Origin of the sequence: Streptomyces sp. CBMA152 (assembly GCF_014596475.1) — a bacterium.
In the GTDB taxonomy this organism is placed as follows: Bacteria; Actinomycetota; Actinomycetes; order Streptomycetales; family Streptomycetaceae; genus Streptomyces.
In genome coordinates, this window is sequence record NZ_MECJ01000034.1 from 1 (window position 1) to 13599 (window position 13599).

The 13599-nt window shown below is 71.3% G+C and carries 11 protein-coding genes; 9 read left to right on the forward strand and 2 right to left on the reverse strand.

The genetic code is table 11. The annotated features are described in order from the left end of the window. The 9 genes from BG418_RS36360 to BG418_RS36400 form a co-directional block, all read left to right on the forward strand. The coding region (locus BG418_RS36360; RefSeq protein WP_188278379.1) for a CdaR family transcriptional regulator at positions 1-970 on the forward strand (970 nt) is incomplete at its 5' end. Positions 971-1261: 291 nt separating this feature from the next. Then, entirely contained in the window at positions 1262-2707 is a 1446-nt protein-coding gene (locus BG418_RS36365) for an aldehyde dehydrogenase family protein (RefSeq protein WP_188278380.1), read from the forward strand. A 160-nt stretch (positions 2708-2867) separates the two neighbouring features. Continuing rightward, positions 2868-4793, forward strand: coding sequence for an acyl-CoA dehydrogenase family protein (locus BG418_RS36370; protein ID WP_188278381.1), 1926 nt, complete (start codon positions 2868-2870; stop codon positions 4791-4793). A 118-nt stretch (positions 4794-4911) separates the two neighbouring features. Next, positions 4912-6162 (forward strand): 1-deoxy-D-xylulose-5-phosphate reductoisomerase, encoded by a 1251-nt coding sequence (gene dxr / locus BG418_RS36375; protein WP_188278382.1) that lies wholly within the window; start codon positions 4912-4914, stop codon positions 6160-6162. Next, positions 6159-7457 (forward strand): RIP metalloprotease, encoded by a 1299-nt coding sequence (locus tag BG418_RS36380; RefSeq protein ID WP_188278383.1) that lies wholly within the window; start codon positions 6159-6161, stop codon positions 7455-7457. Before dxr ends, BG418_RS36380 begins: the two co-directional genes overlap by 4 nt. A 176-nt stretch (positions 7458-7633) precedes the next feature. After that, positions 7634-8791 carry a flavodoxin-dependent (E)-4-hydroxy-3-methylbut-2-enyl-diphosphate synthase gene (gene ispG / locus BG418_RS36385; protein ID WP_188278384.1) on the forward strand — a complete coding sequence of 386 codons (1158 nt, stop codon included), beginning with the start codon at positions 7634-7636 and terminating at the stop codon, positions 8789-8791. Positions 8792-8961: 170 nt separating this feature from the next. Further along, positions 8962-9804 (forward strand): GNAT family N-acetyltransferase, encoded by an 843-nt coding sequence (locus BG418_RS36390; RefSeq protein WP_188278389.1) that lies wholly within the window; start codon positions 8962-8964, stop codon positions 9802-9804. Between the two features lie 15 nt (positions 9805-9819). Continuing rightward, a complete protein-coding gene (locus tag BG418_RS36395; protein ID WP_188278385.1) occupies positions 9820-10386 on the forward strand; it encodes a GNAT family N-acetyltransferase in 567 nt (188 codons plus the stop codon). Between the two features lie 89 nt (positions 10387-10475). After that, positions 10476-12176 (forward strand): proline--tRNA ligase, encoded by a 1701-nt coding sequence (locus tag BG418_RS36400; protein ID WP_188278386.1) that lies wholly within the window; start codon positions 10476-10478, stop codon positions 12174-12176. A 175-nt stretch (positions 12177-12351) separates the two neighbouring features. Here BG418_RS36400 and BG418_RS36405 read toward each other — a convergent pair whose 3' ends face one another. Next, entirely contained in the window at positions 12352-13251 is a 900-nt protein-coding gene (locus BG418_RS36405) for an aminoglycoside phosphotransferase family protein (RefSeq protein WP_188278387.1), read from the reverse strand. Between the two features lie 22 nt (positions 13252-13273). Further along, positions 13274-13599, reverse strand: a 326-nt coding sequence (locus BG418_RS36410; protein WP_188278388.1) for a DUF4439 domain-containing protein, incomplete at its 5' end; no start/stop codon positions are given.

Genomic DNA, 13599 nt, shown 5'->3' on the forward strand with positions numbered 1-13599 from the left:
CACCGCCGACGTGGCCCGGCTGCGCGACCGGCCCGCGCCCGCGAGCGCGGTGGTCGGCGGCTCGGACGACCGCTCCGACGACCGCGTCGAGCTCCAGTCGCTCGGGACCGGGCGGCGTGCGCGGGGGGCGCTCGCGGTCGGTACGGGCGCGCCGCTGGGCACGGCCGAGCGGTACGCGGTGCATTCGGCGGTGGCGCTGCTGACCCTGACCACCGAGCGCTCGCGGGCCCTCCAGCAGGCAGAGCAGCGGCTCGGCGCGGCGGTGCTGAGGATGCTGCTCTCGGGGCAACAGGACCACGCCCGGGCGGTGGCGGGCGATTTGTACGGCGGCCTGCTCGACGCCCCGTTCCGCCTGGTCATCGCGGAGACCGAGGGGGAGTCGGCCGACCTGGGCGTACTCGCCGAGGCGATGGAGTCGGCGGCGGCGCGCTCCGGCGAGGCGGTGCTTACCGTGCCCGAGGGCGAGCGGCTCGTGGTGCTCGCGGCGGACGGCGGCGACGCGGTGGCCGCGTGTACGGGCTTCGAGCCGGAGGAGGGCGCGGAGGTCGTGATCGGCCTGTCCGCGCCGGCCGGGCCGATCGCGGCGGCGTCCGCGTACAAGCAGGCCGAACAGGCGCTGTCCGTCGCGCGGCGGCGGGGTCGGCGGCTGGTGGAGCACGAGGAGCTGGTGGCCGGTTCGCTGGTGCCGTTGCTCGCGGACGACGCGGTGCGGGCGTTCGCGGACGGGATGCTTCGGGCGTTGTACGAGCATGATGCGACGGGGCGGGGGGATCTGGTGGCGTCGCTGCGGGCGTGGCTGTCGCGTCACGGGCAGTGGGATGCGGCGGCGGCCGACCTCGGCGTGCATCGCCACACGCTGCGCTACCGGATGCGCCGCGTCGAGGAGATCCTGGGTCGCTCCCTGGACGACCCGGACGTCCGGATGGAGCTGTGGCTGGCGCTGAAGGCGACGACGCCGCCGGAGGCGTGAGTTTTCCCCACCCCGCCCCTTCCCGAAGCCCTGGGCGGGCGCCGGGCGCTTCGTCTGCGGATCGTGCTGGGCCGCTCGCGCAGTTCCCCGCGCCCCTGAACGGGCCCTTCGGGCCCTCCTACCCGGCCGCTCGCCCAGAGCTTTCGGGAAGGGGTGGGGTGGGGTCCTCCAAAGCGGTGTGTACGTGTGCCCCACCACTCCACCCCGGACAAGCCCCGACTCGCCGCCCCCGGCCTACGGTGGGAGAAAACAAGCAGACCACCCCCAACCTCGGAAGGGCCGGGATTCGTCATGACTTCCACCCACGCCTTCTGGCTCGCCGGCCGCCAGGCCACCGGTGCGGACAGCTTCGATGTCACCTCCCCGTGGGACGGCCGACTCGTCGGCAAGGTGAGCGTGCCGACCGAGGCCCAGGTCGAGGAGGCCGTCGCCGCCGCCCACGCCGTGGTCGACGAGTTCGCCGCGACCCCGGCGCACGTCCGCGCCGCCGCCCTCGACCACGTGTCGAAGCGGCTCGCCGAGCGCACCGAGGAGATCGCGCAGCTCATCTCCGCCGAGAACGGCAAGCCCATCAAGTGGGCCCGTGGTGAGGTCGGCCGCGCGGTGTCCGTGTTCCGGTTCGCCGCCGAGGAAGCCCGGCGCTTCAACGGCGGCGAGGCCCAGCGGCTCGACACCGACGGCGGCGGCGTCGGCCGCCTCGCGCTCACCCGCCGCTTCCCCAAGGGCGTCGTCCTCGGTATCGCACCGTTCAACTTCCCGCTGAACCTGTGCGCCCACAAGGTCGCCCCGGCCATCGCCGTCGGCGCGCCGATCATCCTCAAGCCGGCCCCGGCCACCCCGCTCTCCGGTCTGATCATCGGCGAGCTGCTGGCCGAGACCGAGCTGCCGACGGGCTCGTGGAGCATCCTGCCGGTCGCCAACGACAAGATGCCGGCGCTGGTGCAGGACGAGCGGCTGCCCGTCATCTCCTTCACCGGCTCCGACAAGGTCGGTTACGCGATCATGGACTCGGTGCCGCGCAAGCACTGCACCCTGGAGCTCGGCGGCAACGGCGCGGCCGTCGTCCTCGCCGACTTCGCCTCGGAGACCGATCTGGACTGGGCGGCTACCCGTATCGCCACCTTCTCCAACTACCAGGGCGGTCAGTCCTGCATCTCCGTGCAGCGAGTGATCGCGGACGCCGCCGTCTACGAGCGACTGCTGCCCAAGATCGTCGCCGCCGTCGAGGCGCAGGTCACCGGTGACCCGTCCGACTCCGCCACCGACGTCGGCCCGCTGGTCAGCGAGGACGCCGCCAAGCGCGTGGAGTCCTGGGTCGACGAGGCCGTCACCGCCGGCGCCAAGCTGCTCGCGGGCGGCAAGCGCGACGGCGCCGCCTACGCGCCGACCGTGCTCGCCGAGGTCCCGGCCGACACCACCCTCGCCTGCGAGGAGGTCTTCGGACCGGTCCTGACCGTCCAGAAGGTGGACGGCGAGGCCGAGGCGTTCGCGGCCGTCAACTCCTCCAAGTACGGCCTCCAGGCGGGTGTCTTCACGCACAACGTGCAGACCGCCTTCCGTGCCCACCGCGCCCTGGAGGTCGGCGGCGTCATCGTCGGCGACGTCCCCTCCTACCGCGCGGACCAGATGCCGTACGGCGGCGCCAAGGCCTCCGGCGTCGGCCGCGAGGGCGTCCGTTACGCGATGGACGACTACACGTACGAGCGCGTGCTGGTCCTGACGGGTCTCGCCCTCTAGTACGTACGAACGAAGCGGCCGGAGTCCACCAGCGGGCTCCGGCCGTTTTCGCGTCCCAGGGGTGGTCGGGCCGCGCGGAATCGGGTACATACGGACGAGTAGCACTGTCCGGTAACGGGTGCGTGCGCGCCCGAAGACGTCGCGGCGAGGAGTACCCCTCATGACCGCACCACACGGCACACCCAAGGTTTCCGAGCGCGAAGCGCGCCAGGTCGCCGAGGCCGCGCGCGAGCAGGACTGGCGAAAGCCCAGCTTCGCGAAGGAACTCTTCCTCGGCCGCTTGCGGCTCGACCTCATCCATCCGCATCCGCTGCCCGCCACGGAGGACGTGGAGCGGGGCGAGGCGTTCCTCGCCAAGCTGCGGGACTTCTGCGAGACGAAGATCGACGGCGCCCTGATCGAGCGCGAGGCGCAGATCCCCGACGAGGTGATCAACGGGCTCAAGGAGCTCGGCGCGCTCGGGATGAAGATCGACACCAAGTACGGCGGGCTCGGTCTCACCCAGGTGTACTACAACAAGGCGCTGGCCCTTGCGGGCTCGGCGAACCCCGCGATCGGCGCGCTGCTCTCGGCGCATCAGTCGATCGGCGTACCTCAGCCGCTGAAACTGTTCGGGACGCAGGAACAGCGGGACGCCTTCCTGCCGCGCTGCGCCCGTACCGACATCTCGGCCTTCCTGCTCACCGAGCCGGACGTCGGCTCCGACCCGGCCCGCCTGGCCACCTCGGCGGTCCCGGACGGCGAGGACGCGTACGTCCTGGACGGGGTGAAGCTCTGGACCACCAACGGCGTCGTCGCCGACCTCCTGGTGGTGATGGCGCGGGTGCCGAAGTCCGAGGGGCACAAGGGCGGCATCACGGCCTTCGTCGTCGAGGCGGACTCGCCCGGGGTCACCGTCGAGAACCGCAACGCCTTCATGGGCCTGCGCGGCCTGGAGAACGGCGTGACCCGCTTCCACCAGGTCCGGGTCCCGGCCGCCAACCGGATCGGCCCCGAGGGCGCCGGGCTGAAGATCGCCCTGACCACGCTGAACACCGGGCGCCTCTCGCTGCCCGCGATGTGCGCGGGCGCCGGGAAGTGGTGTCTGAAGATCGCCCGCGAGTGGTCGGCGGCGCGCGAGCAGTGGGGCAAGCCGATCGCGCACCACGAGGCCGTGGGCGCCAAGATCTCGTTCATCGCGGCGACCACGTTCGCCCTGGAGGCGGTCCTCGACCTCTCCTCGCAGATGGCCGACGAGGACCGCAACGACATCCGTATCGAGGCGGCGCTCGCCAAGCTGTACGGCTCCGAGATGGCCTGGCTGATGGCGGACGAGCTGGTCCAGATCCGCGGTGGGCGCGGCTTCGAGACCGCCGCGTCGCTGGCGGCCCGGGGCGAGCGGGCCGTACCGGCCGAGCAGATCCTGCGCGATCTGCGGATCAACCGGATCTTCGAGGGTTCGACCGAGATCATGCATCTGCTGATCGCGCGCGAGGCCGTCGACGCCCATCTGTCGGTCGCGGGCGACCTGATCGATCCGGACAAGAAGCTGCCCGACAAGGCCAAGGCGGGCGCCAACGCGGCCGCGTTCTACGCCCGCTGGCTGCCCAAGCTGCTCTCCGGGCCCGGCCAACTGCCCAACTCCTACAGCGAGTTCGGTGATCTGGCCCCGCACATCCGGTACGTCGAGCGGTCCGCCCGCAAGCTCGCGCGCTCCACCTTCTACGCGATGTCGCGCTGGCAGGGCCGGATGGAGACCAAGCAGGGCTTCCTCGGCCGGATCGTCGACATCGGCGCCGAGCTGTTCGCGATGAGCGCCGTATGCGTACGCGCCGAGATGCTGCGCACGGCCGGGGCCCACGGCAAGGAGGCGCACCAGCTGGCCGACGTCTTCTGCCGGCAGGCCCGCATCCGCGTCGACGAGCTGTTCAACCGGCTCTGGGCCAACACCGACGACCTCGACCGCAAGGTAGTCGACGGCGTACTCGCCGGTTCGTACACCTGGCTGGAAGAGGGCGTCGTCGACCCGTCCGGCGACGGCCCGTGGATCGCCGACGCCACCCCCGGACCCGCCACGCGGGACAACGTCCATCGCCCAATTCGCTGAATCCGCAAGCCACTTGGGACGCCGGAGCGCAGGAGCGCCCGGCGTCCCGGTGGTGTCCGGGGGCGCCGCGCGGGGGAGTGCTGTCCCGACGCACAGTCGATGCGGCAACAATGGGAGCATGAGCGACAGCCCAGCCCCCCTCGCCGACCCGCACATCGCCTTCGACCCCGCCGAAGGCCGCCGGGACATCGTCGTCCTCGGCGCCACCGGGTCCATCGGCACCCAGGCCATCGACCTGGTGCTGCGCAACCCCGACCGGTTCCGCGTCACCGCGCTCGCCGCGTCCGGCGGCCGGGTCGCGCTCCTCGCCGAGCAGGCGCGCAGGCTCCGGGTGCGTACGGTCGCCGTCGCGCGGCCGGACGCGGTGCCCGCGCTGCGCGAGGCGCTGACCGAGCAGTACGGCGGTGAGCCGCTGCCCGAGATCATCGCCGGGCCGGACGCCGCCACCGAGCTCGCCGCCTCCGACTGCCACACCGTCCTCAACGGCATCACCGGCTCCATCGGCCTCGCGCCGACGCTGGCCGCGCTCGAAGCGGGCCGTACGCTCGCGCTCGCCAACAAGGAGTCGCTGATCGTCGGCGGCCCGCTGGTCAAGGCGCTCGCGAAGCCCGGCCAGATCATCCCGGTCGACTCCGAGCACGCCGCCCTCTTCCAGGCGCTCGCCGCCGGCACCCGCGCCGACGTACGCAAGCTGGTGGTCACGGCCTCCGGCGGCCCCTTCCGCGGCCGTACGCGCGCGGAGCTGGCGGATGTGACGCCCGAGGACGCCCTCGCGCACCCCACCTGGGCGATGGGCCCGGTGATCACCATCAACTCGGCGACCCTGGTCAACAAGGGCCTGGAGGTCATCGAGGCGCATCTGCTCTACGACATCCCCTTCGACCGCATCGAGGTCGTCGTCCACCCGCAGTCGTACGTGCACTCCATGGTCGAGTTCACCGACGGCTCCACGCTCGCCCAGGCCACCCCGCCCGACATGCGCGGCCCGATCGCCATCGGCGTCGGCTGGCCCCAGCGGGTGCCGGACGCCGCCCCCGCCTTCGACTGGACCAAGGCGTCGAGCTGGGAGTTCTTCCCGCTCGACACCGACGCGTTCCCGTCGGTCGGACTCGCCCGGCACGTCGGAGAGCTGGGCGGGACGGCTCCGGCGGTGTTCAATGCCGCGAACGAGGAGTGCGTGGACGCTTTCCTGGCGGGACGGCTGCCTTTCAACGGCATCATGGATACGGTCACGGAGGTCGTGACCGAGCACGGCACCCCCGCCGAGGGAACTTCCCTCACGGTCTCGGACGTCCTGGAAGCGGAGACCTGGGCACGGGCCCGGGCCCGTGAACTCGCGGTGAAGGCGACAGCAAAGGCGCGCGCATGACGATTTTGATGACGGTCCTCGGCATAGTCGTCTTCGTGGTCGGCCTGCTCATCTCGATCGCGTGGCACGAGCTGGGCCACCTCTCCACGGCCAAGATGTTCGGCATCCGGGTGCCGCAGTACATGGTCGGCTTCGGCCCGACCATCTGGTCGCGGAAGAAGGGCGACACCGAGTACGGCATCAAGGCGGTCCCGCTCGGCGGCTACATCCGCATGATCGGCATGTTCCCGCCCGGCGAGGACGGCCGGATCACCGCGCGGTCCACCTCGCCCTGGCGCGGCATGATCGAGGACGCCCGCTCGGCCGCCTTCGAGGAGCTCCAGCCCGGCGACGAGTCGCGCCTCTTCTACACGCGCAAGCCGTGGAAGCGCGTGATCGTGATGTTCGCCGGGCCGTTCATGAACCTGATCCTGGCTGTGGCGATCTTCTTCGGCGTGATGATGACGTTCGGCGTCAACACCCAGACCACGCAGGTCGGCAAGGTCTCCGACTGTGTGATCTCGCAGAAGGAGCAGCGCGACACCTGCAAGGCGTCGGACCCGGTGGCCCCGGCCAAGCAGGCCGGGCTGAAGGCCGGTGACAAGATCGTCGCGTTCAACGGCGAGAAGGTCGGCGACTGGTCGGCCCTGCAGAAGCACATCCGCGACACCATCGGCCCGGCCACCATCACGGTCGAGCGGGCCGGCAAGCCGGTCGATCTGCACGCCAGCCTGATCAAGAACGACGTGGCGAAGATCGACGGCTCCGGCAACTACACCACCGGCACCACCTCGGCCGGCTTCCTCGGCTTCAGCCCCGCCACCGGCATCGTCCAGCAGTCCTTCGGCCAGTCCGTGGACCGCATGGGCGACATGATGCGCTCCGGTGTGAAGTCCCTGGTCGCGATCCCCTCCAAGGTCCCGGACCTGTGGAACGCGGCCTTCAACGGCCAGGAGCGCAAGGCCGACTCCCCGATGGGCGTCGTCGGCGCGGCCCGGGTCGGCGGCGAGGTGTTCACCCTGAACATCCCGCCGGAGAACCAGATCGCGATGATGCTGTTCCTGGTCGCGGGCTTCAACCTGTCCCTGTTCCTCTTCAACATGCTGCCGCTGCTGCCGCTGGACGGCGGGCACATCGCGGGCGCCCTGTGGGAGTCGCTGCGCCGCACGGTCGCGCGCGTCTTCAAGCGCCCCGACCCGGGCCCGTTCGACGTGGCGAAGCTGATGCCGGTCGCGTATGTGGTCGCCGGGATCTTCATCTGCTTCACCCTGCTCGTGCTGGTCGCGGACGTGGTGAATCCGGTCAAGATCTCGTAGGGACGTACGTGTCGTACGCGTGTAGGGGGCGGGCCGGGTGCATGGAGTGCCCGGTCCGCCCCTTTGCGTGAACTGTCGGGGCACGGTGTGCTTGCGTGCCCCGGGGTGCCGTAACCTCGGAGGCTGGAGCCCGCCGATCTCGGGACCTTGATCCACACCTTGGGGTTGCACAGCAGATGACTGCGATTTCACTGGGAATGCCGTCCGTACCGACCAAGCTGGCCGAGCGTCGCAAGAGCCGCCAGATCCAGGTCGGGTCGGTGGCGGTCGGCGGGGATGCCCCTGTCTCGGTGCAGTCGATGACGACGACGCGTACGTCGGACATCGGCGCTACTTTGCAGCAGATCGCGGAGCTGACGGCGTCGGGCTGTCAGATCGTGCGGGTGGCGTGTCCGACGCAGGATGATGCGGACGCGTTGGCGACGATCGCGCGGAAGTCGCAGATTCCGGTGATCGCGGATATTCATTTCCAGCCGAAGTATGTGTTCGCGGCGATCGATGCGGGCTGTGCGGCGGTGCGGGTGAATCCGGGGAACATCAAGCAGTTCGACGACAAGGTCAAGGAGATCGCCCGGGCGGCGAAGGACGCGGGGACGCCGATTCGTATCGGGGTGAACGCGGGCTCGCTGGACGCGCGTCTGCTGAAGAAGTACGGGAAGGCGACGCCCGAGGCGCTGGTGGAGTCGGCGTTGTGGGAGGCCTCCCTGTTCGAGGAGCATGATTTCCGGGACATCAAGATCTCGGTGAAGCACAACGACCCGGTCGTGATGGTGAACGCCTACCGTCAGCTGGCGGCGCAGTGCGATTACCCGCTGCACCTGGGTGTGACCGAGGCGGGTCCGGCGTTTCAGGGCACGATCAAGTCGGCCGTCGCGTTCGGTGCGCTGCTCAGTGAGGGCATCGGCGACACCATCCGCGTGTCCCTGTCTGCGCCTCCGGCGGAGGAGATCAAGGTCGGGATCCAGATCCTGGAGTCGCTGAACCTGCGTCAGCGCCGTCTGGAGATCGTCTCGTGCCCGTCGTGTGGTCGGGCGCAGGTGGATGTGTACAAGCTGGCGGAGGAGGTCACGGCGGGCCTGGAGGGCATGGAGGTCCCGCTGCGGGTCGCGGTCATGGGCTGTGTCGTGAACGGTCCGGGTGAGGCCCGTGAGGCCGACCTGGGTGTGGCTTCGGGCAATGGCAAGGGGCAGATCTTCGTGAAGGGTGAGGTCATCAAGACCGTCCCGGAGTCGAAGATCGTGGAGACGTTGATCGAGGAGGCGATGAAGATCGCCGAGCAGATGGAGAAGGACGGCGTGATGTCCGGCGAGCCGTCGGTGTCCGTCGCGGGCTGAATCCATTCGCCGGTGGCCGACGCGTTCGTACGCGAGAGCCCCGCTGCCGTACGCCCAGAGCCCCGCTCCGCGCCCTTGCGCCGAGCGGGGCTTTCGGCTGAGGGCGGCGATCCACTGGGGCGGCAGGTACAGTGCGGAGATCAGCAGACCGTATGGTGAGGCCCCACGTGTTGACGCAGACCACCACCCGGGTCCTCGAACCCGGTGACCTCGGCGCGGCGCTCGCCGTTCTGGAGAGCGAGCCGGTCGCCAACGCCTTCGTGGCCTCCCGTGTGCAGGTCGCCGGGCTCGACCCGTGGCGCCTGGGCGGCGAGATGTGGGGCTGGTACGCGGGTGGGCAACTGCGCTCGCTCTGCTACTCGGGCGCCAACCTCGTGCCGATCTGCGCCACTCCCGAGGCCGTGCGCGCCTTCGCCGAACGGGCCCGCCGCACCGGCCGCCGCTGCTCCTCCATCGTCGGCCCCGCCGAGGCGACCGCCCTGCTCTGGAAGCTCCTGGAGCCCGCCTGGGGTCCGGCCCGCGACGTCCGCTCGCATCAGCCGCTGATGGTCACCGAGCGGATGCCCGACGACATAGTCCCCGACCCGTACGTCCGCCGGATCCGCAAGGACGAGATGGACGTGATCATGCCGGCGTGCGTGGCCATGTTCACCGAGGAGGTCGGCGTCTCCCCGATGGCGGGCGACGGCGGGCTGCTCTACCAGGCGCGGGTGGCCGAACTCGTCGGCTCCGGGCGGTCGTTCGCCCGTATCGAGAACGGCAGAGTGGTCTTCAAGGCCGAGATCGGCGCGGCCACCCCGAGCGCCTGCCAGATCCAGGGCGTCTGGGTCGCCCCCGAGTTCCGCGGCCGGGGCCTGTCGGTCGCCGGCATGGCCGCCGTGCTCCGCTACGCCCTCGCCGACGTCTCGCCGGTGGTCAGCCTCTATGTGAACGACTTCAACACCGCGGCGCGCGCCTGCTACCGCCGGGTCGGCTTCCGTGAGACGGGGGCTTTCATGAGCGTGCTCTTCTGACAGTAGGGTGCGGCCATGGCAGCTTCCTTCGGGTCCGCCCCGCAGACCCCCGAGGTGGTCGTCGGACCGCTCGACCTCGCCGCGCGTGTGGACGAGGCACTGGCCGTGCAGGCGGTCGCCTTCGGGCTCAGCGCGGACGAGGTCGGCGTGCGCCGCCACATCGTGCTGCGCCACCTCGCCTGCCCGGGCGCCCGCGCCCTGGGCGCGACCATGCCGGACGGACGGCTCGTCGGCTTTGTGTACGGGATGCCCAACAGCCGTACGCACTGGTGGTCCACGGTCGTCGAACCGTATCTGCGCGGCACCGGCACAGACTGGTGGCTGGACGACTCGTTCGTGATCACCGAACTCCACGTCCACCCCGCCCACCAGGGCCGGGGCGTCGGCCGTGAGCTGATCACCAGGATCACCGACAGCGCGGCCGAGCCGAGGTCCATCCTCTCCGCGATCGACACCGAGAGCCCGGCGCGGGGGCTGTACCGGGCGCTGGGATACGCCGATCTGGCGGGGCAAGTTCACTTTCCCAGTGCGCCGAGGCCGTACGCGGTGATGGGCGCGGCGCTGCCGCTGCTGCGGCCGTAGAGCGGTCGGTCCCCGAAACCGATTACCGCGCGCGCGTGGCGCGCGGATAACCTCCTGACACCACCCGTGTACGTACAGGAGAGATCCCCATGGCAGCCGCCCAGGTCCAGCGCATGTCCCGTCTGATGGTCAAGACACTGCGCGACGACCCGGCGGACGCGGAGACGCTCAGCCACAAGCTGCTCGTGCGCGCCGGTTACGTGCGCCGCAACGCGGCCGGGATCTGGACCTGGCTGCCGCTCGGCAAGAAGGTCCTGGACAACATCTCCAACGTCGTGCGCGAGGAGATGGACGCGATCGGCGCCCAGGAGGTGCTGCTCCCCGCGCTCCTGCCCAAGGAGGCGTACGAGGCGAGCGGCCGCTGGGAGGAGTACGGCGACCTGCTGTTCCGCCTCAAGGACCGCAAGGGCGCGGACTACCTCCTCGGCCCCACCCACGAGGAGATCTTCACCCAGACCGTCAAGGACCAGTGCACGTCCTACAAGGACCTGCCGGTGATGCTCTACCAGATCCAGACGAAGTACCGCGACGAGGCGCGCCCCCGCTCCGGTGTGCTGCGCGGCCGCGAGTTCCAGATGAAGGACTCGTACTCGTTCGACACGACGGACGAGGGCCTGGCCGAGTCGTACGCGCTGCACCGCGCGGCCTACCAGAAGATCTTCGCCCGCCTCGGGCTCGACTACCGGATCGTGTCGGCGGTCTCGGGCGCGATGGGCGGCTCGGCGTCGGAGGAGTTCCTGGCCCCGGCCGCCGCGGGCGAGGACACCTTCGTGGACTGCCCCGCGTGCGAGTACGCGGCGAACACGGAGGCGGTGACGTTCGTCGCGACGGCGGCGGACGCGTCCGGGGTCGGCCCGGTGGAGGAGCTGGACACGCCGGACACGCCCACGATCGAGTCCCTGGCGGCCCACCTGGGCGTCCCGGCCTCGGCCACCCTGAAGAACCTCCTGGTCAAGGTGGACGGGGAGATCGTGGCCGTCGGGGTGCCCGGGGACCGCGAGGTGGACCTGGGCAAGCTCGGCGAGCACCTGGCCCCGGCCGTGGTGGAGCTGGTGACGGCCGAGGACTTCGCGGACCGGCCCGACCTCGTACGGGGTTACGTCGGCCCGCAGGGCCTGGAGAAGGTCCGCTACATCGCCGACCCCCGGGTCGCGGCGGGTACGGCATGGGTGACGGGCGCGAACAAGCCGGACACGCACGCGCGCAATGTGGTGTGCGGGCGTGACTTCTCGGTCGACGACTACCTCGACGTCGTCGTGGTCGAGGAGGGCGACCCGTGCCCCGCGTGCGGCGCGGGCCTTCGCCTCGACCGGGCGATCGAGATCGGCCACATCTTCCAGCTCGGTCGCAAGTACGCCGACACCTTCCAGCTCGACGTGCTCGGCCAGCAGGGCAAGCCGGTGCGGGTGACCATGGGTTCGTACGGCATCGGCATCTCGCGGGCCGTGGCCGCGCTGGCCGAGCAGACGGCGGACTCGCAGGGGCTGTGCTGGCCTGCGGAGATCGCGCCGGCGGACGTCCACGTGGTGGCGGCGGGCAAGGCGCTCCAGACGGAGGTCGCGCTGGAGGCGGCGTCGCTTCTTGCCGACGCGGGCCTGCGGGTGCTGGTCGACGACCGGGCCGGGGTGTCGCCCGGGGTGAAGTTCACCGACGCGGAGCTGTTGGGCGTCCCGAAGATCCTCGTCGTCGGCCGCCGGGCCGGGGAGGGCGTGGTCGAGCTGAAGGACCGCCGGACCGGTGAGCGGGAGGAGCTCACGCTCGCGGAGGCGGTCGCGCGCCTGCGGGGTTGAGCCCCTCCCCGCCCCTTCCCTAAAGCCCTGGGCGGGCAGCCGGGCGCTTCGTCTGCGGATCGTGCTGGGTTGCTCGCGCAGTTCCCCGCGCCCCTTAATGGGCCCTTCGGGCCCTCCTAGGGGCGCGGGGAACTGTCTGGGGCGCAGCCCCAGTGTTTGTGGGGGAATCGCGCCGCTACAGCCAGTCCGCGAATTCCAGGAGGAGTTCCGCATCCGTCGTGCGCCCCGCCGCCCGCGCCCGCAACCCCGACTCCACCGCTCGGAACAGGGTCCAGCCGTGAAGACGGTCGCGGTCGACGTCCAGCGAGTCGGCCAGTTTGTTGACCCGCCGCCGCGCCACCGACGCCCCGCTCGGCGCCGCGATCAGGTCCTCGACCCGGTCACGCACCAGGCGGGCCAAGTCGTAGGCCCGTTCCCCGACCACCGGCTCCGGACCCACCGTCAGCCACGGCGCCCGCTCGCCCGAAAGCACCTTGCTCTGGCGGAAGTTGCCGTGCAGGAGGAGGGATTCGGCGGGCGTGGACGTCAAGTTGTCGCGAGCCGTCAGGGCCGCCTCCACCAAGGGCGCCAACTCCGGCTCCACCCCCGCCCGCATCGGCACCGCCTGACGTTCCGTCCGCTGCGCGACCGTCTCGAAGGCGTGCTCCGCGGGCGGCTCCACCCACAGCCGCCGTACCGTCCCCGCCGCCTCCAGCAGCGCCTTCGCCTCGGGGAGCGAGCGCAGTGACACCTCGGGGTGCAGCCGCTCCAGCAGGAGCGATTCCTCGGAGGAGTCCGCGTCGAGGAGCTGCGCCGCGCCCCAGCCGTTCCAGTGCCGCAGCGCCGCCCGTTCCCACTCCGGCCGCGCGGCCGGGGGCGCGAGTTTCAGGGCCGCCGGGGTGCCGTCCTCGCACCGTACGAGCAGGACCAGACTGCTGCGGCCGCCGGGCGCCTGCACCCGCTCCACCGTGAGTCCGCGCCGCGCCGCCGTGGCGTCGGCGAGCTCGGGCAACTGCCCGAGCCAGCGCGCCGCGACGTCGTCCCCGTACGTCTCGCCGAGCGCGCGTACCAGCCGCTCAGGCGGTTCGAAAGCCATGCGTGCGTTGTCCCTTGATCGGCTACCCGGGCGGGCTCGGACGTTCGGCGAGCCCCGGAAAGGCTACGCTGCCGCCCCGCCACCGCCCCGCGCGCACCGCCGCCTCCCGCAGCGCGGCCGCCGCGTCCCGGCGCAGTGGCCCGCCCGCCGCCCGTACGAGGTCGGAGTAGACGCCCGCCACCCGGTCCTCCAGCTCGGCCGCGAGCCGCACCGCGGCCGCCGCGTCCGGCACGGGGAAGGGCAGCGCGTACGCGGGCGCCGCCGCGACCGGGGTGGCGCCCAGGTCGCGCACGGTCCGGGTGAGCGCGTCGCGCCGGGCGCGGTGGGCCGCGTACGCGAGATCGGAAG